The sequence below is a fragment of the Bradyrhizobium sp. LCT2 genome (assembly GCF_009931255.1).
In the GTDB taxonomy this organism is placed as follows: domain Bacteria; phylum Pseudomonadota; class Alphaproteobacteria; order Rhizobiales; family Xanthobacteraceae; genus Bradyrhizobium; species Bradyrhizobium diazoefficiens.
Genome location: NZ_CP034432.1, coordinates 4,203,326 through 4,224,102, shown reverse-complemented (window position 1 = coordinate 4,224,102; position 20,777 = coordinate 4,203,326). Strand labels below are relative to the sequence as shown.

Sequence of the window (20,777 nt, the reverse complement as noted above, 5' to 3'; positions counted from 1 at the left end):
GCCGCCTTCGCTTGAAGACGCGCAAGGCGTTGTTGCGGGCTACTTCGACGTCGCACGCGCCAGAAAGTCCGTGAGCGCGCGGCGATCCTCGGCCGAGCCGATCCGCTGCTCCGGCATCTTGGTGCCGGGCGTGTAGGCGTTCGGCCCGATCTCGAACAGTTTTGACACGGTCTCCGGCGTCCAGACGATATCCATCGCCTTGAGCGCGTCGGTGAACCGATAGCCCGGCAGCGAGGCAATCTTCCGGCCGAAGAGCCCCGCAAGCGTCGGCCCGGCACGCTGTACCTCATTCTCCGACAATGTATGGCAGGCAACGCAGGCCCTGAACATTTCGGCGCCGTGATCGCCGACATAGGCAGCGAGCGGATCCGCCGGCGTGCCCAGCACGTTCGACCCGATCGCCGCGCCGGTCAGTGCGTTCCAGCGCCTGATCTTGCCGTCAGCACCGCCCGTCAGGAGCGTCGCGCCATCAGGCAGGAACGCGACCGACCAGACCGGCGCGCCGAGCCCGGCGAGCGTGCGCATCACGCTGCGCGCCTTGCGATCGACGATCGCAACGGTGCCGTCAATTGCCCCCGTGGCGATCAAAGCCCCGTCTTGCGAGATCGCCAGGGCCACGATCGGCCTGGCGCCAGCCATGACCTCGCCGTTCTCCTTGCCATCGGCGGTCATCATGCGCAGCTTCCCGTCTGCCGCGCCGGTGACGATTTCGCCATCAGGCGAGATGGCGACGGCATTCAGCGGCGCCGGCATCACAACGATCTCGGGGCTGCCGCCTGCCAAGGGCCAGATCCGCACCGTCAGATCGTAGCCAACGCTCACCAGCGATTTTCCATCGGGGGCAAAGGCCACACCGTTCACGCTTTGCGAGTGACCTTGCAGCACGCGCGTCCCACCATCGGACAGGGATGAAATCCGCACGGTGTGGTCCCACGAGGCCGACGCGAGCTTCGATGTATCGGGCGAGACGACGAGTCCGACAATGGGTCCTGTATGACCTTCGAGAACCTGGTCTGGCTGCAGTCCGCCCGCCGTCCAGATGGCAATCTGGCCGTCCGCACCAGCCGTTGCCATTCGTCCGTCTCCGAGGAAGGCAGCCGCGTTCACCGCACCCGAATGGAAGCGAAGGACCTGCTCGGCCGACTCGGTTGCCAGGGACCATCGGATCGCTGCCGTGTCGAAGCTCCCCGACAAAACCGTCTTACCATCGCTCGAAACGGCGATTGCGCGGACAGGCCCGCCGTGCCCCGCCAATTGCGCCTGCGCGGGCCGCAGTGGAAGAAGCAGCGATGCCGTCAGAAGGGCGGTGGCGAGACGCAAGGTCAAATCCATTGGCCGTCGGAGACACTCACAGCAAAGCACCCACCGTGCCATTTTGCCCGGCCTTTGCACCATGGCCAAATGCCGTCCCGTGACGTCCCGCGCTTCTTGCCGGCGATCGTTCTGTGGAGATCTTCCGTGGCGTGTCCGTGGCCGACTGGCCTGGCCTCTGGGCAAAAGCGCACCCATTTGATCCAGCTCAACGGGGGTAGCTCATATTCGGTTCCAGGTGCGACAAGCGGCGCCTTGATTGGCGATCGAGGTGGTCGCAGTCTTGCGAAAGGCGCCTCAGAGAGCGAGGCCGGACATGCAAGTACACCCGAAAGCCTATCTGCAGCTCATCGCGCGGTTGTGGCACTTTCGCGCGTCGCCGCCGCGAAATCGCGATCCCGACAGCCAGGATGCGTCGGCACTGCTCGTCTACATCGCCGTCGTGTTAGCGCTGCTCTTGGCTGTCCTTGAAATCGACATCCACAGCGCGCAGCTTCAATCCCTGGGACTGCTCGGCGATCCCATCGGGATCAACCCGATTTTCATGGGTCCTTGAGACAGCGCCTGCGACAATTGCTGCGCTCGCGACCCGACCAGCCGCTGGCGCATAGCCGTTCGAGAACATACGAGCCGACCAAGACGTCCAGCTCGGCCACGATTGGTTGAGACGCGTCTACTCCTGTGTTCCCCTTGGAAACACAAGAGATCGATCTACGAAATCTTCAACCGGCAGTTTGCCTTGTTGCGCTTGTCTTTGCATCTCTTGCACCGACATCCCTGCTACCGATGTGCGACTTACCGGTAATGGATGCGATCGCAGCATATTCGTCGCGGCCACGAAAACCGCGAACACGGCCAAGCCAGAGATCATCAGGAGCTTCACGCGAACCTCCGTTGGTTCTGAGAGAGTCGAAGCTCTGACTAGTGCAAGACTCGAAGTTCCCGTGTGAGATCTCTCACATCTCTCTTTCTCTTGATCATCTCTTGATCATCGCCGGGGCGGCTGTTCCTCGCTCCAGTCATCTGGTGCGCCGTGGAAGGACTGCTGACATTTGCGTTCAATAGGTCTTTCTTGACCTCTCGATGCACACGTCACGCAGCGGCCATGGCGCCTGATGTGCATCACGACGATGAAGCAAAGCAAGACGCGCAAGTGAAACGCGTCAAGCGCCGCGCAAGACAAGCGATAGGAAAGCGAACGTCTGTCAGAATGAGAATGCGCGACTTGTCAGAATGGAAAACTCTTGACGCGCTAAGCCATTGAAAACATTGGAGCGGGTGAAGGGAATCGAACCCTCGTATTCAGCTTGGAAGGCTGCTGCTCTACCATTGAGCTACACCCGCATCTCGCGTTCCCCTAACACGGCCGCGCGGCGGCCTCAACTGCCCCGGATCGGTCTTTCCCGCTTCGCGAAGGGCTTGTTCCCGGCCGCCCGCCCTACCTATTAACGACGAGGGTGTTTCGCCCTATATTGAGTCTCCCGAAACCAACGAAAGGAGGTGATCCAGTGTCTTATCTCAAGCGCTGTCACCTCGCTGGGATCGCCCGCTAAGCTCTGAACAAGGCTTGGCATCGGGGCGCTCTCAGCCCTGGACCAGCGAGCACGAAATCGGGCGCGACGGGGCCTCCCCGCCGCGCCTTTTTCGTGGGCGGGCGCCGCTCAGGCGGCCGGCTCGCCCGCAAGCACCTCGCGAATCTTCTGCGACAGCTCCGACTTCCGGTATGGCTTCTGAAGCAGCGCCACGCCGGGATCGAGATGTCCTTCGTGGACGATGGTGTTGTCGGTATAGCCGGAGGTGTAGAGCACCCTCGCCCCCGGCCGCCGGAGCCGGACGGCTTCGGCCAGTTCCCGCCCGTTCATGCCGCCGGGCATGATGATGTCCGTGAACAGCAGGTCGAAACTGGCGCCCTGGTCGACCAGCGCGAGGGCGGCTGCGCCGTCGCCGGCCACGAGCGTGCGATAGCCGAGGCTCCCGAGCTGGGCGATGACATAGCCCTGCACCAGCGGATCGTCCTCGACCACGAGTATCGTCTCGTGCCCGCGCGCCGCGGCGGCCGCCTGAGCCGGTCCCGTCCTGGTTGCCGCCTCGCCCTCCGATCGTGGCAGGAACAACCGCATCACCGTGCCTTGTCCCTCCTCGCTCTCGATCGCGACGGTGCCGCCGGTCTGGCGGGCAAAGCCGTAGACCATGCTCAGCCCGAGCCCAGTGCCGCGGCCGACCCCCTTGGTGGTGAAGAACGGCTCGAACACGCGCTCGCGGATGTCGGCCGGGATGCCGTGGCCGGTATCGGTCACCGCAATCATCACGAAGGCGCCGCGCATGATGTCGCCGTCGCTGCGCACGCCGTCAAGCTCCCGGTTCGCGGTCTCGAGCGTGAGCCTGCCGCCGTCCGGCATCGCGTCACGCGCGTTGACGGCGAGATTGACGATCGCGGACGAGAGCTGCGACGGATCCGCCATCGCGGACCAGGCGTCGTCCGCGAGCCGGGTCACGATCTCGATATGCTCGCCCAGGATCGGCTTCAGCAGCTTCGCCGTCTCGACCACGAGAGCGTTGACGTCGATCTCGCGCGGCTCCAGCGGCTGGCGGCGCGCGAAGGTCAGCAGCTGCGAGGTAATCTCGGCGCCACGCGCGGCCGCATCGTCGATGAGCTGCGCGATCGCGGCGAACTGGGGCCTGTCCGCAAGCCCTTCCTGGATGATCTCGATGGTGCCGGTGATGACGGTGAGCACGTTGTTGAAGTCGTGCGCGACGCCGCCGGTGAGCTGGCCGATCGCGTCCATCTTCTGGGATTGGCGAAGCCGTTCCTCGGTCTCGTGCTGCTCAGTGAGGTCGGTGGCGGAGCCGCGATAACCCATGAAGCGTCCGTCGGCCGCGAATACCGGCTGGCCGTTGACGCTGAAATGGCGCACGCGTCCGGTCATATCGCGGCCGCGATACTCGAACTTCCGGAACGGCTCGTGGCGATCCAGCACCGCCATGTGCGCGCGCCATTTCTCCGGCTCGGCGTCGTGGTCGAAGGCGGCATCGGTGCGGCGCTTGCCGATCAGCGCCTTATGGTCCATGCCGAAGGCCCCTGCGCGGTCGGATATGTAGGTGAACCGATGATCCGGCCCGGTCTCCCAGAACCAGTCGGACGCGGTCTCGGCATAGTCACGGAAGCGCTGCTCGCTCGCGCGCGCGTCGCCTTCGGCGCGCTGGCGGATTTTCAGGTCGCGCTCGAGATTCGTATTGGCCTCACGCAGCTCGCCATAGGCCCGCTCGAGATTGGCGCACATGGCGTTGAAGGCGTCGATCACCTTGTCCAGTTCGTCCGCATCGTAGGGCGGCCGGCGCTCCAGGTGCAAAGGCGGCGGCGGCCGCACCAGGCTGTACTTGCTGACGAAGTCGGCGATGGCAACAAGGTGCCGCGTCACCAGGAGATGGAACATGTAGATGATGAACAGCGAGACGAGGAACGTCTTCGCCGCCTGGCTTGCCAGGATGATCAGGGCACGGTGCAGCAATTGCTGATAGACCTCGCTCAGCGTCGCCTCGACATGGAGCACGCCGATCGGGCGCGCGGCGCCCTGCACGGAGTAGTTCAGCGGGTAATCGCGCGTGACGATCGAACGGGTGTTCGGCTCGCCGACCGCGACACGGACCGGATTGGGGCGATCAGCGATCTCGCGCACCTCGGCGGCGCGGATGTCGGGCAGCCGCAGGATGCCGTCGAGCTGGAGCTTGAGCTGGTTCTGGTCGAGATTCCACAGGCTTTCGCCGAGGCTGCCGGTGGTGCTCCGGCCGATCTCGTCGAGCCGCGTCTCGATGACGCCGACCTCGCGGTCATAGTCGAGATAGAGCTGAAGCGCGGTCAGCATCAGCGTGACGATTGAGGAGAACAGCAGCACGGCGGCCAGGAGGCGCGGCCCGACGCCGCTGCGCGACCAGTTGAAAATCCGCGACAGCAACGCACCGATCATCGCCGGCGCAAACGCGGCGCCGATCCCGCTCAAATCCTGCTTCGCGGCCGCCGGGGCAACGGCGCGGCCGCGCTTGGAATCCTCGTCGCCTGCGTTGCCCATGCACCACGTCCCCGGAATGGCGGCATCCTGCTCCGGCCGGCAGCGGTCGCGAGCAATTCGATCGTTGAGACTTCCCCTCCACGCGATGCGCGTGGCGATTCCTGTCGGCCCATGGGCGGCTTGAGGTCGGCGGGGTCATATCTTGCGCCCAGCAGCAGGATTCCGGCGCAAACTATCACTTCGCGTGCTAGAATAACATCGGTTAAAGTCCGGAGTCGCCGGCATGGCGGCGAGTGATGGCCGTTGCGGCTGGCGCGCAGGCGCGCGCCACTCCCGGTAGATCGCGCGGGCCTCCGAATCCAGTGGTAGCAAGGCACGACCAAGGAGACGCGTGATGTGGCGGATGGCCATCGCCTGCCTGTCGTTGCTCGCAGCCGGTCCAACGCAGGCGCAGGAGCTGATCCGGCTGGCGCGCATCGCGGACATCCCCGATCAATATGTCGGCGGCGAAATGCTGCGGGCCGTCTACGCCAAGCTCAGCATCAAGCTCGAATTCGAGGACGTCCCCGGCAAGCGGGCACTCGCGCTGTCGAGCGCCGGCGAGGTCGACGGCGAAATCCAGCGGATCGGAACGCTCTCGCGCGACTACCCGACGCTGATCCAGGTCACGCCGGCGATCAACTACATCGAGCCCGCGGTGTTCACGACGAAACTGCGTTTCGACGTCGCCGGCTGGAATTCGATCAGGGACTACAACATCGGCATCGTCCGCGGCGTCGGCTCATCGGAGGCCGGCACCCGCGACATGGCCCGTGTCACGGCGACCACCAGCCTCGAGAACATGATCCAGATGCTTGATGCCGACCGTTTCGACGTGATGGTCACCGACCTCTTCAGTGGACTCGTCGCGGTGAGGAAGCTCAACCTCCAGGCCAGGATCTACCCGCTCTCCCCGCCGCTCGAGCGCATCCACATCTACCACTACCTGCACGAACGTCATCGCGATCTGGTGCCGAAGGTCGGCAAGGTGATCGCGCAGATGGAGGCGAGCGGCGAGCTGGCGGCGCTGCGTGAGGTCCTCGTCAAGCAGGTCCTGAGCGCGCCGTAACAGCGCCGCTCAGGTCGCGCGAAGCCGTTCGCGTAACGCCACAGCGGCGATCAGCACGCCAACACACCAGGCCAAGACCGCCCGGTGAGGCTCCTCGCCGAGCAGCACTGTGAAGATGCTCGCGAGCAGGCATGGCGCGATCGCCTTGCTGCTCCGGCTCGCCAGCGAGACCAGGAACGGCAGCGCGGCAACCGATATTTGCAGGACACCCATCAGCGGAGACCGGTCTCGCCCAAAGCTTCAGAAAAGGCTTCAGAAGCCACAGACATTGACCGCGCGCGGGCGTTTGCCGCGGCGGCTCTCCACGATGCGTTCGCCGCCGTTCTCGGCCGAGCTGCCGTAATAGCGGTGATGACCGCTCTGGTCGTGCAAATCGGCAGGCTCCGATTGTGCCGCCCGCCGTGCGTCGCAGATGATCTTGATAGTGTGACCCGACATTGCCGCCTCCGATGGCCTTCCGTGTTCTTGTGGCCATCAGTCGCCTCGGCTTTGGGCAGCGTTCACACCGCAAGGCGGTAATCGGGTTTCAGGACGGTTTCGTCGAGGCCTGCACGACGCAATATTTTGCGCTCGGGGATTGTCGGCGCCGGCCGCCGTGATACGTCCTTGGGACGCGCGCAGCAAAAGAAAACGAGGTGACGATGCTCTACGCCATCCTGGCCTATCACGTGGAAGACGAGATCTTGTCCTGGACTCCGGAGGAGGACGCCGCGGTCGTGGCCAAGGTCATCGAGGTTCAGGCGCCGCTCAGGGCAAGCGGACACCTTGGGCCGGCCGCCCGTCTGGACGAGACCCGAAAGGCCCGCACCTTGCGCGGCCCCGGCGCGGGCGTGGTGATGGACGGCCCGTTTGCCGAGACCAAGGAGCAGCTTCTGGGCTTCCACCTCGTGGAATACGACACGGATGACGAGGCGATCGCGGCGGCACGGAAGCTGCGTCAGGTCAATCCGAGTGCCGTCTACGAAATCCGCCCGGTCAAGCTTTATGTGCCGGCCGACGGGTTCGGCGCGACATAAGGGGAAGCGACCACCTTACGCATCCGGTTCGGTTTGCGCACTGTAGAAGCGCTGGATCAGCAGGCCGCCGAAGGCGATGAACCACACGAAGGGTGCGACGTGCGGCGCAAACGCCGCCACGATCGTGCCCGGGATGAACACGAGCAGCGGAAACAGCGATGCCATGATCTCATGGCGCCAGCCGCCCAGGATCGTCCACCACAGCCAGGCATTGAGGCCGGCGATCGCGGTTAGGTGCAAGCCGTAGAGCACGGCAACGGCGCTGCTCATGGCGTAGTTGGTATAGAGGCCGTTGGTCACCGGCAGCAGCACGATCGAGAGCAGGAAGAACAGGTTGAGGATCACCGCGCCGCGGCTGCCCACCGGCTGGCGCGCCAGCCGCCGGTGATGGCTGATCCAGAACACCCCGGCGATGATGAAGCTGAGCGCAAAGCCGGCAAGCTTGCCGGAATAGACATGGGCGAGATCGCTCCAGCCGGGTGCGCCGGTGAAGACGGCGGCCTTGGGCAGATCGTAGGCCAGGAGCGTCATGGCGACACCAAAGATGGTGTTGCTGAGCGACTCCAGCCGCCGCATCTCGAACTGGTCGGGCTTGAGCTCGGTCATGCCGGGCGCGCTCTTCTCGGGCTGGAACCTTGGGCCGTCTTTTCCCTAGGTGTTAAATAAGGTTCCGTCCAGCCGCATTGCGATTCGCGAGGAGATCGCCGAATCTCACGGTTTCACCGGGGCGATTCGTGGCAACATATCTGGACACGCTCAATGCGGAGCAGCGCCGCGCCGTCGAGCATGGCGTGGCCGATGGCGCGACCGTGGGCGCGCCCCTGCTCGTCATCGCCGGTGCCGGCTCGGGCAAGACCAACACGCTGGCCCATCGCGTCGCCCATCTGATCGTTGCGGGTGCCGATCCGCGCCGCATCCTGTTGATGACGTTCTCGCGCCGCGCCGCGGCCGAGATGGCCGGCCGCGTCGAGCGGATCGCCCGAAAGGTGCTCGGGGAGAACAACGCCGCGATCATGCGAGATGCGCTGACCTGGGCCGGCACGTTCCATGGCATCGGCGCGCGCCTCTTGCGCGAATATGCCGAGCGGATCGGCGTCGATCCCGCCTTCACCATCCACGACCGCGAGGATTCCGCCGACCTGATGAATTTGGTTCGGCACGAGCGCGGCCTGTCCAAGACCGAGAGCCGCTTTCCAGCCAAGGGCACGTGCCTGTCGATCTACTCCCGCTGCGTCAACGCCGAGATGGAGATCGAGAAGGTGCTGGGACAGCACTATCCCTGGTGCGTGGGCTGGGCCGCCGAGCTGAAGGGCCTGTTCGCGGCTTACGTCGAGGCCAAGCAGGCCCAGCACGTGCTCGATTACGACGACCTCCTGCTCTACTGGTCGCAGATGATGAGCGACGCGCTGATCGCCGAAGAGATCGGCAGCCGCTTCGATCACGTGCTGGTCGACGAATATCAGGACACCAACCGCCTGCAATCCTCGATCCTGCTGGCGCTGAAGCCCGACGGACGCGGCCTCACCGTGGTCGGCGACGACGCGCAGTCGATCTACTCGTTCCGCGCCGCCACCGTGCGCAACATCCTGGAGTTTCCGCAAAGCTTCTCGCCCCGCGCCGAGATGATCACGCTCGACCGCAACTACCGCTCGACGCAAGCCGTACTGGCGGCGGCCAACGGTGTCATTGGGCTCGCGCGCGAGCGATTTACCAAGAACCTCTGGACCGACCGCACCTCCGCGCGAAAGCCGCAACTCGTCACCGTGCACGACGAGGCTGACCAGGCGCGCTACATCGTCGAAGAGGTGCTGGCCAACCGCGAGCAAGGCGCGCTCTTGAAGCACCAGGCGGTGCTGTTCCGGACGTCCTCGCATTCGGGACCGCTGGAAATCGAGCTGACCCGCCGCAACATCCCGTTCGTGAAGATCGGCGGGCTGAAGTTTCTCGACGCCGCGCACGTCAAGGATGTGCTGGCGATGCTGCGCTTCGCCGAAAACCCGCGCGACCGCGTTGCGGGCTTCCGCATCCTGCATCTGTTGCCCGGCATCGGCCCCGCGACCGCGCAGCGCGTGCTCGACCAGATGGCGGAGAGCGCCGATCCGCTTGATGCACTCGGCCAGCTCCCGGTGCCGCCGCGCACCGGCGCGGACTGGACCGACTTCGTCCGCACGACCCAGAATCTGCGCTATTCGGAATGGCCGGCGGATCTCGAGCGCGTGCGGCTCTGGTACGAGCCGCATCTCGACCGCATCCACGAGGAGTCCGAGACGCGTCGCGCCGATCTGATGCAGCTCGAGCAGATCGCGAGCGGCTACGCCTCGCGCGAGAAGTTTTTGACCGAGCTCACGCTCGATCCGCCGGACGCGACCAGCGACAAATCCGGGCCACCGCTCCGCGACGAGGACTATCTGATCCTCTCCACCATCCATTCCGCCAAGGGCCAGGAATGGAAGTCGGTATTCGTGCTCAACGTCGTCGACGGCTGCATGCCCTCCGATCTCGGTGCCGGCACCAGCGCCGAGCTCGAGGAGGAACGCCGCCTGCTCTATGTCGCGATGACGCGCGCCAAAGACGATCTCCATCTCATCGTGCCGCAGCGCTTCTTCACCCACGGCCAGGCCGCCAAGGGCGACCGCCACGTCTACGCCTCGCGCACCCGCTTCATCCCGGAGCAGCTGGTCTATCTGTTCGAGCGCACCGCCTGGCCCAAAGCCGCCGCCGGCGGAGCCCGTAACGCGGCGCAAGGGCCGAAGATCGACATCGGCGCGCGCATGCGCGGGATGTGGCGGTAAGGCCGACTACGCGTTCAGCCTGTCGAACTGGACCTTGCCGGCCTTCAGCACCAGCGGAATGTGCTCACCCTGGCCGAGCAGGCAGGCGACATCGCGCAGCGGATTGCCGTCGACCACCAGCAGGTCTGCGAGAGCCTCGGGTGCGATCCGGCCGAGCTTGCCCTCCATGCCGAGCACCTCGGCACCAATCACCGTGGCGCTGGCGATGACGGCGCGCGGGCCGAGAATCTCGGCGCGGATGCGGAATTCATCGCTCTGGAGGCGCTGGGACGGCCCGAGCAAATCGCTGCCGAACCCCATCTTCACGCCGGCATCGCGATAGATCGCGAGCGAACGCAGGCCGGCGTCGCGGACATCGGCGATCTTGGCGACGCTCTCCGGCGGCAGGCCATACTGCGCGCCCTCGTTGGCCAGCGCCTCATAGGTGACGAGCGTCGGAACCACATAGGCCCCCTTCTCGGCCATCAGGCGCGCGGTCGGCTCATCCACGAGATTGCCGTGCTCGATGGTGCGCACGCCGCAGCGAACCGCGCGCGCGATGGCGGCGGCGGTGTAGGCATGGGCGAGCACATAAGTCTGGCGCCCGCGCGCTTCCTCGACGATGGCGCGGATCTCGTCCTCGGAGTAGCCGAAGGCACCGACCGGGTCGGTCGGCGAGGCAACGCCGCCGGACGCCATGATCTTGATCTGGTCGGCGCCCATCTGGAGCTCCTCGCGCGCGGCCCTGCGCACGCCGTCGACGCCGTCGGCGACGCGCGCCAGCGCGCCAACCCGCACGCAGCACGGACATGGTGCGTCGCTCGCCAGATAATCCGAGCGCGCCCGCATGTCGCCGTGGCCGCCGGTCTGGCTGAGCGCGCGGCCGGAGACGAACAGCCGCGGGCCGTCAGTGAGGCCGGTCTCGATCGCCTGCTTCAGCGCATGGCCGGCGCCGCCGGCGTCGCGGACGGTGGTGAAGCCACGCCGCAGCATGCCGCGCAGCAGCAGGGTCGAGCGCAGCGTCACCAGCACGTTCGGCATGTGCACCTGCTGCGCCAGATTGAGCTCGACCGCCACCGCGTGCACATGCAGGTCGATCAGGCCGGGCATCAGCGTCTTGCCCTTCAGATCGATGGTGCGGTCGGCGGTGACCTGCAGCGGCCGGTCCGAGACCTCCTTGATCAAATTGTCTTCGACCAGCACGTGATGTCCGTCCATCAGGTCCGCCTGGAGCGGATCGAGCAGAGCGGCGTTCTTGAAGAGGATGCTGGGCATCGCGGCGTCCTGTCAGAAGTGGGCCGGCGCAAGCAACGCCGGCAATGTGAGCTGGGCAAAGGGAAGGCACGCGGCGACGTCGTCCTCGCCGTACCAGTCCGCCTCGTGAAGCAGATTGAGCGAGCCGAGCGTACGCCCGCGCCAGCGCACAGGCATGTTGAGCACGCTCTCGCAGCCGAGCGAGGCGATCAGCTCGTGGTCGGAGAACACCATGCGCAGATCGGCCTGGGTGCGGCCGATATAGGCCTCGCCCCGATCGAGCACGGCCTCGGTCCACGGGCCCGGCGCGAGGCGCTTGCGTCCGCCGGTCGGATATGGGCCGGGGAGATTGGAATAGATTCGCGCCGCTTCACCGCTGTCGCCGTCATAGGTCAGGATCGTGAACAGCTTGTGCCCGATCGCCGACTTCACGGCTTCGTCCAGCGCCGCGAACAGCGCATCCGGCTGATCCACCGTGCCCTGCGCCGCCGCGACGGCACAGAGCAGCGGATCGGCCTGGCGTTTGGTCCGCGTCATGCAACTTCACCCGCCGCGATCTCTTCCAGCGAACGGCCGCGCGTCGGCACGCCCATCAGCACGACGGTCACCGCCCCGAGCAGCAGCACGGTGGTGGTGACGCCGAACACGCCGGCGAAGCCGAAATTGGGATAGAGATAGCCGACCAGGATCGGCGAGACGATCGCGCCGATGCGGCCGATCGCGGAGGCAAGCCCGGCACCGGTGGTCCTGACCGGCGTCGGAAACACCTCGGCCGTATAGGCATAGACGCCCGCATAGGTGCCGTTCATGAACAGGGACAGGAAGATTCCCGCCGCCATGATCTGCTGGTCGCTCTGCGCGAAGGCGAGCCCGAGCGCGCTGGCGCCGCCGAGCACCATGTAGGTCGCAATCGTCGCCTGCCGGCCGATACGCTCGTTGAAATACGCGGCGCTGAAATAGCCGGGAATTTGCGCGCAATAGATCGCGATCGAATAGGCGAAGCTCTTGGTGATGCTCATGCCGTTCTGGACCAGCAGGCCGGGGATCCAGACGAAGAACGAATAATAGCTGAAGGTGATCGCCAGCCACATGATCCAGGTCATGATGGTGATGCGCGCCTGCCGGCCTGCGAGGAGCGCGGCGAAATTGGCGAGCAGCGTTCCGGTCGTGCCCTGCGGTGCGACGGCTTCGACGACCGGCTGCGGCAGGACATGGCCCTGGCGCGCAAAGCCCGCCTCGATCGTGTCCAGCAAGGCTTCGGCTTCCTTCTCCCTGCCGCGGCTTTCGAGCCAGCGCGGCGATTCCGGCAAGGCCCTGCGCCACCACAACAGCATGACGACCGGCACCGCGGTGATGACCAGCACGATGCGCCAGCCGTTCTCATAGGCGGGCACGATGAAGTAGCCGAGCAGCGCCGCCGCAACGAAGCCGAAGGAGAAGAAGCCGGCCAGTGCGCCGGTGAAGCTGCCGCGGTAGCGCCGCGCGACGAACTCCGCGAGATAGGGCGCGATGATCGCGCTCTCCGCGCCGGTGCCCATGCCTGCAACGACGCGGGCGGCAAAGAAGGACGGCCATGTATCGACCATCGCACTCACGATGGACGCCGCGCAATACAGCGCAAGCGCGGACATCATCACGGCGCGGCGGCCGATCAGGTCACCCAGCGTGCCCGCCAGCAACGCGCCGAACAGGAAACCGATATAGGTGCTGCTGCCGAGCACGCCGATCTGCACGCTCGACAGATTCCACGCGGTGCGCAGCACCGGCAGGATGAAGGCCAGCACCGCCGCATCCATCGCGTCGAACATATAGCCGAGCCCGCCCATCAGCAGCAGATGCTTGTGGAAGCGAGCGAACGGAAGGCGCTCGATGCGCGCCGATATCATCGACATGAAAGTCCCCTCAGTCTGGCGGCCCGGCGCACCGCGTGTCCCTCAGGGAACCATAGACAAGGAGATATTATCGTCATAATTTATAATCATGATCTAATATATCACTGTGGTGAATGTTCGTGTCGTTCCGTGCACTCGACCTCAACCTCCTGAAAGTCTTCGAGGCGCTGATGACCGAGGGCAGCGTCACGCGCGCGGCGAGCGCGCTGACGATGACCCAGCCCGCGGTCAGCAACGCGCTGGCGCGGCTGCGCGACGCGCTCGGCGATCCCCTGTTCGTGAGGTCCGGCACCGGCATCCGTCCCACCCAGCGCGCCGTGGTGCTGTGGGAGCCGATCGGCGAAGCGCTGGAAAGCGTGCGTGGCGCGCTCGACGAGCAGGTGTTCGATCCCGCCCGCGCGCAGACCGAGTTCAGCCTGTCGATGTCGGACTACGTCTCCTCGCTCGTGATGCCGGACCTCCTCGGCCATCTCGGCAAGGTCGCGCCCAAGGCGCGGGTCCATACGTCCCCAACACCATCCTGGAGATCGCCGACCAGCTCGAGGACAACAGGGTCGACTGCGTCATGAGCGTCTATGTCAACGAGGCGCAACAACCGGCCGCCATTCGCTCGCGCTCGCTGTGGACCGTCGACTATGCCTGCTTCATGCGGCGCGGCCATCCGCTCGCGGGCATGAAGCGGCTCAGCACGCGAACTTTCCTCAACGCGGGCCACGTCGATGTGAGCCTCGCGGGCAAGACCATGCCGTCCTACGACCTCTTCCTCGCTTCGCGCGGGCTGTCACGCAACCTGGTCGCGACCGTCAATCACTACAGCGCCGCCTACGAGGTCGTGCGCCAGTCCGACCTGATCGCCGTGCTGCCGAGCGACCTGCGTTCGCAATCTAGGCATGCGCCGTTGCTGCACGCCATGCCGCTTCCGCTTCAGGCGCCGCCGCGCATCGTCAGCCTGTTCTGGCACCAGCGCAACGACACCGTGCCGGCGCAGCGCTGGCTGCGCGAGACCCTGGTCGAGATGTTCGCCAGATCCGATTGAACCCGCCGGCGTGATGCAAAACCGGAAACCGTGCCTTTCCCGGAGCGGCATTGCCGAAGCGGCCTCCGCGCCCTAGCTGCGCAGCTAAGTGTTTCCTCCCACATGACGGGCGCCGCTCGCGCCCGATAGAGATCTGATCGATGACTGCACCGCTTCAATTCGGACTGGATACCTTTGGCGACGTCACCAGGGACGCCGACGGCGCCACGCTTTCCCATGCGCGGGTGATCCGCAACGTCGTCGATGAGGCGGTGCTGGCCGACGAGCTCGGCCTCGACTTCATCGGGCTCGGCGAACATCACCGCGCCGATTTCGCGATCTCCTCGCCCGAGACGGTGCTCGCCGCGATCGCATCGCGCACCAGGCGCATCCATCTCGGCTCTGCCGTGACGGTGCTGAGCTCGGACGATCCGATCCGCGTCTTCCAGCGCTTTGCCACGCTCGATGCGCTCTCCAACGGGCGCGCCGAGGTGATCCTCGGCCGCGGCTCGTTCACGGAATCCTTTCCGCTGTTCGGCTTCGACCTGCGTTCTTACGAAGCGCTGTTCGAGGAGAAGCTCGATCTGTTCGCGGCGCTGCTGTCGCAGAAGCCGGTGACATGGCAAGGCAAGCTGCGCCCGCCACTGAAGGATCAGCTGGTCTATCCCCCTGTCGAGAACGGCCAGCTCAAAACCTGGATCGGTGTCGGCGGCAGCCCGCAATCCGTGGTCCGCGCGGCGCATTACGACCTGCCTTTGATGCTGGCGATCATCGGCGGCGATCCCGCGCGCTTTGCGCCTTACGTCGATCTCTATCACCGCGCCTTCAAGGAATTCGGCCGCCCGGCCCAGCCGATCGGCGTGCACTCGCCCGGCTATGTCGCGGAAACGGATGGAGAGGCGCGCGAGGAGCTCTGGCCCGACTACAAGGCCATGCGCGATCGCATCGGCAAGGAACGCGGCTGGCCGCCGATGGGCCGCGACGAATACGTGAGCGAAGCCGAGCACGGCTCGCTCTATGTCGGCTCGCCGGAAACCGTGGCGCGCAAGATCGCGGCGACCGCGAAGGCGCTCGGGATTTCACGGTTTCAGTTGAAATATTCGGCCGGCCCCCTGCCGCACGAGAAGCTGATGAAGAGTATCGAGCTTTATGGGCGCAAGGTGGTGCCGATGGTGCGGGAGATGATGGGGTGACTTACGCTCCGAGGCAGTCCGCCTACGCCCTCCGGGCTACGGCGTGACAGCCTTCGCTAGCTTCGCGTGACGATGATTTGGGCTGGCTTGCCCAGCCGTAGCTCGCGAAGCGAGCGAAGGCTGGTGGGGGAGGCAGGACTCGAACCTGCGAAGCCATGAGGCGGCTGATTTACAGTCAGCTCCCTTTGCCACTCGGGACACTCCCCCGCTCGACGGCAGCACAATCGGGCCGGACCTTGCCGGCGGACCGAAGACGGCCATGGAACGTGAAGGCCGCGACAGCCCGGATGGGGGCGCGACCGGGCGCGTTTATGGGCGAAGCGGTGGGGCAAAGTCAACCGAGGCGAACAGCTAAAATCGCCCTCGGAGGCGCTCAAATTGCCATATTCCGGGACCCGTGACACAAGCGAGCCCATGAAGGATCGAAAATTCACCTCCAAGGGCTCCCGCGGCGGGGCTAAGCCCTTCAACAGGCCCGGGAAATCGGCCGGCCGGCCGGCCTGGCGCGACCGTGATTCGGCATCCGACGGGCCGGTCATCCTCTATGGCTGGCACAGCGTCACCATGGCGCTGCAAAACCCGGCGCGGCGGATCCGCAAGCTGACGCTGACCGAGAACGCCGCAAGGCGCCTCGCCGAAGAGAATATCGAGACCCGCGTCACGCCCGAGATCGTCCGGCCCCAGGAGATCGACCGCCTGCTGTCGCCCGACGCCGTGCATCAGGGCCTGCTCGCCGAGGCCGATCCCCTGCTCTCACCCGACATCGAGACCTTGACGCCGGAGGGCATGGTGCTGGTGCTCGACCAGATCACCGATCCGCACAATGTCGGCGCCATCCTACGCTCCGCCGCGGCCTTCGCGGTGAAGGCGATCGTCACCACCGCGCGCCACAGCCCGGAAGCGACCGGCGTGCTCGCGAAAGCCGCCTCCGGCGCGCTCGAGCTGGTGCCCGTCGTGACGGTGCAAAACCTCGCCCGCGCGCTGACCGCGCTGAACGAGCGCGGCTTCCAGACCGTCGGGCTCGACAGCGAAGGCAGCGAGGACCTCTCAAACGTCGCACTGCGCGAACCGCTGGCGCTCGTGCTCGGCGCGGAAGGAAAAGGCCTGCGGCAATTGACGCGCGAGACCTGCAGCGTCGTGGCGCGGCTCGACATGCCCGGCGAGATCAAGAGCCTCAACGTCTCCAACGCAGCCGCGCTCTCGCTCTATGTCGGCGCGAGCCGGCTCGGGCTGATGAAGCGGTAGCTGCGGCCGCGGACGCAACTACGCTCCCTCGCCCCGCAAGCGAAGAGACACAAACAAGAAACGCCCGTCCGCATGACGCGGACGGGCGCTTCGAAAAACTCAACCGATCGAGTGATCAGTAGTAGCGGCGCAGCACGCGGTGGCCGCCATAGTACGGCGCGGGCGCGTGGCGATGGGCGTAACCATAGCGCGGGCCGTAGCCGTAATGCACGCGCGGCAGATAGCCGTAGCGCGGGCCATAGCCGTAGCGATACGGACGGTAGTACGGGCGGTGATAGGGATAGGCGGCGGCGCGATAGCCATAACCATAGTTGGCGGGGGCGACGACCGCGTCCTCACGATAGGTCGGATACGGCGCGAAGGCGCCCGGGCCGGTGTAGGTCGGGCCCTGGTTGACGTAGTAATACTGCGTGGTCGGCTCGGCGAGACGCTCATAGGCGCCATAGCCATAGCCGTAACCACCGCAACCGGTGTTGCAGCCGGAATAGACGGGCGCAACCGGCTGGCACGGATTGAAGCCGCAAGCCGCGGCCGGCGCGGCCCCGACGAACATCACGGCAGCCGCCGCGACCAGTCCCGAAATCATCTGACGCATTACTCTCTCCTGTTGATTTCCGTATCTCGGATTTTTGACGTTTCTTAACCCGGCGGCTTGCCGGGCACCTCGGCACGCGGCCGGGGCCGACGATGCTGCGGATTCACATTGATCTCCGGCGCCAGGATCACCGGCGGCGGATCGGCGGGCACGTCCATCTGCGGCGGCAGCGGCGCCGATTGCGCGCCCCAGCTCTGGTGGTAGCTCTCGGCCGGCTTCGGCAATCTGCGGTTCGCGGGCGGCTCGACCTCGAGCCGGCCGTAGCCGGGCCGCAGGCCCAGTGTCGGATAATAATGGCCGACGTCGTCGGGCTGCCGCTCGGCGATATAGCGTCCGCCATAGATCGTCGGCTGCACCTGGACGTTCTTGCCGAGGCCCCAGACACCTTCGACGACGCTATAGGACGCGTCGATGCCATTGATGATGATCGGCACGCCGGGGCGGCCGGGCACGACGATATCGAAGCCGCCGCCGGCAAACGCCGTCGCGGGCAGTCCGATCAGAAAGGCTGCGAGCGCCAGAGCGCGCATGGTGGGATCCCGGTTGTCTGGAACACAACCTAACCGATCGCGGCACACAGAGGGTTAAGGCCGGCTCACCAAATGCCGGTAAGCCTAACGCGCAAGGGGCGCGGGCCGCTCAAATGCCGCAAGCTGCGCTAGCGAAGCGTTAACGCGGCGCAAGCTCGCCGCACGTGCCGGAGCGCGCAAGGTTGCGTGGCACAAACTGCACATCCTGGGCGGGCTCACGTCGATGTGACCCCGCGTGCGAGAATCCGCGGAACGACTACCAGATGCCGCACTTAGCACAGGTCTCAACAACATGGAGAAAATGCCATGACGAGCCTGAAGCTTCTTGGCTTGGCCGCGATCGTCGCGTCCACGCTGGCAACACCGGCTTTCGCGCAAGCGACAGTCGACAATTCGGGCCGCTGCACGGGGCTCTTCCAGGATCCCAATTGCCAGAATCTCGGTCCCGGCAATGCGACCGCCGACCGCGCCTATCGCCGCCGGCACATGGCCCGCGGCCAAGTGAATCCGAATGATGGAACACAATCGGGCTTCTGGCCGCTCGACACCGCGGGCGCGGTGGCTGGTGGGCGGTCGGCACCGCCGCAACGATTGCGGCTGCACCGTTCCAGGGCTGGGGCAATTCCTACGCGCGCTATGACAGCGGCGGCCCCGCCTGGTACGGCAACTGGGACGCCTACGCAGCCCGCAACGGCATCGTGTGCAGACCCGGCACATGGTTCAAGGGCGAAGACGGACGGCGGCACCTCTGCCAGTAAGGCCCCGGCCATCAGGCTGAAAGCTTGCAGGCGGCCCGACGGGCCGCCTGTTTCTTGCCGGCGAAACGCCACTGCCAGGTTCTGGCACTTTCCGACCAAGTCTGATATTGCGACGCCCGAGCGGGCGGACAGCTCCGGCACATGCCGAGCCCTGCCCCGCGTCGCCGGCTTAGCTCAGCGGTAGAGCAGCGGTTTTGTAAACCGAAGGTCGGGGGTTCAATCCCCTCAGCCGGCACCATTTGACTATTCCCGATCGTTCGCTAGTCTCCGCTTCGGCGAGAGAAGTCGCTGAAACATAGGGGTTTCTGCTACGCCTGCGTTCGTTTCCCTCCGTCAGCTTCCGCAAATTCTGTTGGTATGGACGTTGGTAGGGATCGGATCGGCTGTTGGTACGAAGCCCTAGCGGGGGGACGATCCATGCCTTTGACCGATGCAGCCTGTCGCGCAGCCAAGAAAGCGGAGAAGCCGTATAAAATAAGCGATGGCGGCGGCCTATATATGCTTGTCGAAACGAGCGGGTCGCGGCTTTGGCGGCAGGCGTATCGGTTCGGCGGCAAACAAAAGCTGATCGCGCTGGGCGCCTATCCCGCGATCACCCTCGCCGACGCCCGGATCGCGCGGGATGCGAACAAGGCGCTTCTGGCGAAGGGCGTAGACCCGTCGGATAAACGGAAGGCCGACAAGATCGCGGCGTCTGCGGCGCATCTGACGACGTTCGACGCGGTGGCTGATGCGTGGCTGGCCAAGCAGCGCGAGACCTCAAAGAGTGCGACCACCCTAGACAAGCTGACTTGGATAATCGACCTAGTCCGGCCACAGATCGGTCAGCTTCAGATTGGCGCCATCACGCCGTCAGACGTGCTGGCGGCGCTTCGCAAAGTGGAGGCTGCCGGCCGGCATGGGAAGAACCGGTACGAAACGACGAAGCGATGCCGGGCGACCCTTAGCCGCGTCTTCTCGTATGCGGTCGCGGAAGGCCTGCGGGAATTCGACCCCGCCGCGGCTTTCGCAAAGTCCGGCCACCTAACACCGCCCCCAACCAGAAGCTACGCCGCCATCGTCGACCCAAAGGCATTCGGGGCCCTACTCCGCGCGATCGACGGCTACGACGGCACCAAGGAAACGAGGCTTGCCCTGCAACTTCTCGCCCTAACCGCGCTGCGCCCCGGTGAACTGCGGCAGTTGCGATGGAGCTGGGTGGCCAGCGACGTCACCATGCCTGCCATCACGCTCCCACCGGACGTGATGAAGATGCGACGCGAACACAAGGTGCCGCTCTCTCGGCAGGCAATCGCCGTCCTCGCAGAGCTGCGCGAGCTGACCGGATGGTCATCCATCCACGCCGAGGCCGGTGCCGACTACGTCTTCCCCAACGCGCAGCCGCGCCGCGTGGTCGGCAAGGATGGCAAGCCGTCGAAGCGTCCAGCGTTGCGGCCAATGTCTGAAGGCGCGCTTGGCTCCGCTCTGCGCAGGCTTGGCTATGCAAGCGACACACACGTTCCACATGGTTTCCGGTCGTCGTTCTCGACCCTGTCGAATTCCTCCCGCCTCTTCGACGCCGACATCATCGAAGCAGCACTGGCCCACAGCGACGGCAACCAAATTCGCAGCATTTACAACCGTGCAACGTACGATGCGGACCGAACCCGCCTCGCTCAATGGTGGGCCGATTATCTGGACGACCTGCGCAAGTCCGGCAGCGTCGTATCGATTGCCAAAGCCCGGCGCTCTAGGGCCGCGTCTGCCTCCTAGTTTCCTGTCTTTACGAAGATGCTGGATACCTCAGTCGCGCGCGGCCAGAGCCGCCGCGACCGATCTTGTTCGCCATCGTGTTCTGTCGAGTGAGTTCAAAATCCGGGAAAGCGCCCGGAAAAATCAGGGACAAACAGGGGGACAAACAGAGGGACATGCCGGGACACGCGAATTTTTTTTAAGGCAGGTCAGCATTTCCGAGCGCTGAAAATTCGCTCGCAAGTCGAGTGCATTACAGATCGCGCCGTTAACACCGATAAAAACTTCAATTGGGAAAGCGCGAGTTTGTCCCTCTGTCCCCCCGTTGACGAAGGCGAGAGAGCGACGAAC

The 20,777-nt window shown here is 65.3% G+C and carries 19 protein-coding genes and 3 tRNA genes; 10 read left to right on the top strand and 12 right to left on the bottom strand.

From position 1 onward, the window contains the following. Positions 1-39 precede the first annotated feature (39 nt). A complete protein-coding gene (locus EI171_RS20325; protein ID WP_038967505.1) occupies positions 40-1,332 on the bottom strand; it encodes a c-type cytochrome in 1,293 nt (430 codons plus the stop codon). Positions 1,333-1,627: 295 nt separating this feature from the next. Between EI171_RS20325 and EI171_RS20320 the strand changes: the two genes are divergently transcribed. Continuing rightward, on the top strand, positions 1,628-1,867 hold the full coding sequence (locus tag EI171_RS20320) for a hypothetical protein (protein ID WP_038967506.1): 240 nt from the start codon (positions 1,628-1,630) through the stop codon (positions 1,865-1,867). Positions 1,868-2,581: 714 nt separating this feature from the next. On the opposite strand, the gene EI171_RS20315 is transcribed toward EI171_RS20320, so the two are convergent. Together EI171_RS20315 and EI171_RS20310 are read right to left on the bottom strand one after the other, a co-directional pair. Continuing rightward, positions 2,582-2,655 (bottom strand) — tRNA-Gly (locus tag EI171_RS20315). A 317-nt stretch (positions 2,656-2,972) separates the two neighbouring features. Then, positions 2,973-5,378, bottom strand: a complete 2,406-nt coding sequence (locus EI171_RS20310; RefSeq protein WP_097532320.1) for an ATP-binding protein — start codon at positions 5,376-5,378, stop codon at positions 2,973-2,975. 334 nt (positions 5,379-5,712) lie between these two features. Between EI171_RS20310 and EI171_RS20305 the strand changes: the two genes are divergently transcribed. Then, positions 5,713-6,426: an ABC transporter substrate-binding protein gene (locus EI171_RS20305; RefSeq protein ID WP_161534522.1), complete on the top strand. Its 714-nt coding sequence runs from the start codon at positions 5,713-5,715 to the stop codon at positions 6,424-6,426. Positions 6,427-6,435: 9 nt separating this feature from the next. On the opposite strand, the gene EI171_RS20300 is transcribed toward EI171_RS20305, so the two are convergent. Then, positions 6,436-6,639: a hypothetical protein gene (locus tag EI171_RS20300; RefSeq protein WP_011088238.1), complete on the bottom strand. Its 204-nt coding sequence runs from the start codon at positions 6,637-6,639 to the stop codon at positions 6,436-6,438. Between the two features lie 39 nt (positions 6,640-6,678). Then, a complete protein-coding gene (locus EI171_RS20295) occupies positions 6,679-6,864 on the bottom strand; it encodes a hypothetical protein (protein WP_027549099.1) in 186 nt (61 codons plus the stop codon). A 203-nt stretch (positions 6,865-7,067) separates the two neighbouring features. On the opposite strand from EI171_RS20295, the gene EI171_RS20290 reads away from it, so the two are divergent. After that, positions 7,068-7,442, top strand: coding sequence for a YciI family protein (locus EI171_RS20290; RefSeq protein WP_028176003.1), 375 nt, complete (start codon positions 7,068-7,070; stop codon positions 7,440-7,442). Between the two features lie 15 nt (positions 7,443-7,457). On the opposite strand, the gene EI171_RS20285 is transcribed toward EI171_RS20290, so the two are convergent. Continuing rightward, on the bottom strand, positions 7,458-8,048 hold the full coding sequence (locus tag EI171_RS20285) for a TMEM175 family protein (RefSeq protein ID WP_028176002.1): 591 nt from the start codon (positions 8,046-8,048) through the stop codon (positions 7,458-7,460). Between the two features lie 128 nt (positions 8,049-8,176). Here EI171_RS20285 and EI171_RS20280 point away from each other — a divergent pair, with 128 nt between their 5' ends. Beyond that, positions 8,177-10,234, top strand: a complete 2,058-nt coding sequence (locus tag EI171_RS20280; protein WP_161534521.1) for an ATP-dependent helicase — start codon at positions 8,177-8,179, stop codon at positions 10,232-10,234. A gap of 6 nt (positions 10,235-10,240) precedes the next feature. On the opposite strand, the gene EI171_RS20275 is transcribed toward EI171_RS20280, so the two are convergent. From EI171_RS20275 to EI171_RS20265, 3 genes are read right to left on the bottom strand one after another with little or no spacing between them, the layout of a single operon-like run. Further along, positions 10,241-11,488 (bottom strand): amidohydrolase family protein, encoded by a 1,248-nt coding sequence (locus tag EI171_RS20275; RefSeq protein WP_110116418.1) that lies wholly within the window; start codon positions 11,486-11,488, stop codon positions 10,241-10,243. A gap of 12 nt (positions 11,489-11,500) precedes the next feature. Continuing rightward, entirely contained in the window at positions 11,501-12,004 is a 504-nt protein-coding gene (locus EI171_RS20270) for a GAF domain-containing protein (RefSeq protein ID WP_161534520.1), read from the bottom strand. Then, on the bottom strand, positions 12,001-13,359 hold the full coding sequence (locus EI171_RS20265; protein ID WP_161534519.1) for an MFS transporter: 1,359 nt from the start codon (positions 13,357-13,359) through the stop codon (positions 12,001-12,003). The genes EI171_RS20270 and EI171_RS20265 overlap by 4 nt, the downstream gene beginning before the upstream one ends. A gap of 119 nt (positions 13,360-13,478) precedes the next feature. Here EI171_RS20265 and EI171_RS45775 point away from each other — a divergent pair, with 119 nt between their 5' ends. The 3 genes from EI171_RS45775 (at position 13,479) to EI171_RS20255 (ending at position 15,567) form a co-directional block, all read left to right on the top strand. Next, entirely contained in the window at positions 13,479-13,928 is a 450-nt protein-coding gene (locus tag EI171_RS45775; RefSeq protein WP_246740590.1) for a LysR family transcriptional regulator, read from the top strand. Further along, on the top strand, positions 13,925-14,395 hold the full coding sequence (locus tag EI171_RS45770; RefSeq protein ID WP_246740589.1) for a LysR substrate-binding domain-containing protein: 471 nt from the start codon (positions 13,925-13,927) through the stop codon (positions 14,393-14,395). Before EI171_RS45775 ends, EI171_RS45770 begins: the two co-directional genes overlap by 4 nt. A 140-nt stretch (positions 14,396-14,535) precedes the next feature. Beyond that, positions 14,536-15,567, top strand: a complete 1,032-nt coding sequence (locus EI171_RS20255; RefSeq protein ID WP_161534518.1) for an LLM class flavin-dependent oxidoreductase — start codon at positions 14,536-14,538, stop codon at positions 15,565-15,567. A 121-nt stretch (positions 15,568-15,688) separates the two neighbouring features. Here the strand turns inward: EI171_RS20255 and EI171_RS20250 are convergent. Beyond that, positions 15,689-15,774, bottom strand: a tRNA-Tyr gene (locus tag EI171_RS20250). Between the two features lie 207 nt (positions 15,775-15,981). On the opposite strand from EI171_RS20250, the gene rlmB reads away from it, so the two are divergent. Next, positions 15,982-16,812 carry a 23S rRNA (guanosine(2251)-2'-O)-methyltransferase RlmB gene (rlmB, locus tag EI171_RS20245; RefSeq protein WP_060908009.1) on the top strand — a complete coding sequence of 277 codons (831 nt, stop codon included), beginning with the start codon at positions 15,982-15,984 and terminating at the stop codon, positions 16,810-16,812. A gap of 115 nt (positions 16,813-16,927) precedes the next feature. On the opposite strand, the gene EI171_RS20240 is transcribed toward rlmB, so the two are convergent. Then, positions 16,928-17,407, bottom strand: coding sequence for a hypothetical protein (locus EI171_RS20240; protein ID WP_028175994.1), 480 nt, complete (start codon positions 17,405-17,407; stop codon positions 16,928-16,930). A 44-nt stretch (positions 17,408-17,451) separates the two neighbouring features. Further along, entirely contained in the window at positions 17,452-17,937 is a 486-nt protein-coding gene (locus EI171_RS20235; protein ID WP_011088249.1) for a hypothetical protein, read from the bottom strand. A gap of 921 nt (positions 17,938-18,858) precedes the next feature. Between EI171_RS20235 and EI171_RS20230 the strand changes: the two genes are divergently transcribed. Beyond that, positions 18,859-18,933: transfer RNA gene (locus EI171_RS20230), tRNA-Thr, on the top strand. A gap of 179 nt (positions 18,934-19,112) precedes the next feature. Beyond that, positions 19,113-20,447 (top strand): integrase arm-type DNA-binding domain-containing protein, encoded by a 1,335-nt coding sequence (locus tag EI171_RS20225; RefSeq protein ID WP_161534517.1) that lies wholly within the window; start codon positions 19,113-19,115, stop codon positions 20,445-20,447. The last annotated feature ends 330 nt before the right edge of the window (positions 20,448-20,777 follow it).

What these genes read in the sequence shown, in the direction of transcription:
- EI171_RS20325 (WP_038967505.1), bottom strand. Translation starts at nt 1,332, where the DNA reads ATGGATTTGACCTTGCGTCTCGCCACCGCCCTTCTGACGGCATCGCTG.
- EI171_RS20320 (WP_038967506.1), top strand. Translation starts at nt 1,628, where the DNA reads ATGCAAGTACACCCGAAAGCCTATCTGCAGCTCATCGCGCGGTTGTGG.
- EI171_RS20310 (WP_097532320.1), bottom strand. Translation starts at nt 5,378, where the DNA reads ATGGGCAACGCAGGCGACGAGGATTCCAAGCGCGGCCGCGCCGTTGCC.
- EI171_RS20305 (WP_161534522.1), top strand. Translation starts at nt 5,713, where the DNA reads ATGTGGCGGATGGCCATCGCCTGCCTGTCGTTGCTCGCAGCCGGTCCA.
- EI171_RS20300 (WP_011088238.1), bottom strand. Translation starts at nt 6,639, where the DNA reads ATGGGTGTCCTGCAAATATCGGTTGCCGCGCTGCCGTTCCTGGTCTCG.
- EI171_RS20295 (WP_027549099.1), bottom strand. Translation starts at nt 6,864, where the DNA reads ATGTCGGGTCACACTATCAAGATCATCTGCGACGCACGGCGGGCGGCA.
- EI171_RS20290 (WP_028176003.1), top strand. Translation starts at nt 7,068, where the DNA reads ATGCTCTACGCCATCCTGGCCTATCACGTGGAAGACGAGATCTTGTCC.
- EI171_RS20285 (WP_028176002.1), bottom strand. Translation starts at nt 8,048, where the DNA reads ATGACCGAGCTCAAGCCCGACCAGTTCGAGATGCGGCGGCTGGAGTCG.
- EI171_RS20275 (WP_110116418.1), bottom strand. Translation starts at nt 11,488, where the DNA reads ATGCCCAGCATCCTCTTCAAGAACGCCGCTCTGCTCGATCCGCTCCAG.
- EI171_RS20270 (WP_161534520.1), bottom strand. Translation starts at nt 12,004, where the DNA reads ATGACGCGGACCAAACGCCAGGCCGATCCGCTGCTCTGTGCCGTCGCG.
- EI171_RS20265 (WP_161534519.1), bottom strand. Translation starts at nt 13,359, where the DNA reads ATGTCGATGATATCGGCGCGCATCGAGCGCCTTCCGTTCGCTCGCTTC.
- EI171_RS45770 (WP_246740589.1), top strand. Translation starts at nt 13,925, where the DNA reads ATGAGCGTCTATGTCAACGAGGCGCAACAACCGGCCGCCATTCGCTCG.
- EI171_RS20255 (WP_161534518.1), top strand. Translation starts at nt 14,536, where the DNA reads ATGACTGCACCGCTTCAATTCGGACTGGATACCTTTGGCGACGTCACC.
- rlmB (WP_060908009.1), top strand. Translation starts at nt 15,982, where the DNA reads ATGAAGGATCGAAAATTCACCTCCAAGGGCTCCCGCGGCGGGGCTAAG.
- EI171_RS20240 (WP_028175994.1), bottom strand. Translation starts at nt 17,407, where the DNA reads ATGCGTCAGATGATTTCGGGACTGGTCGCGGCGGCTGCCGTGATGTTC.
- EI171_RS20235 (WP_011088249.1), bottom strand. Translation starts at nt 17,937, where the DNA reads ATGCGCGCTCTGGCGCTCGCAGCCTTTCTGATCGGACTGCCCGCGACG.
- EI171_RS20225 (WP_161534517.1), top strand. Translation starts at nt 19,113, where the DNA reads ATGCCTTTGACCGATGCAGCCTGTCGCGCAGCCAAGAAAGCGGAGAAG.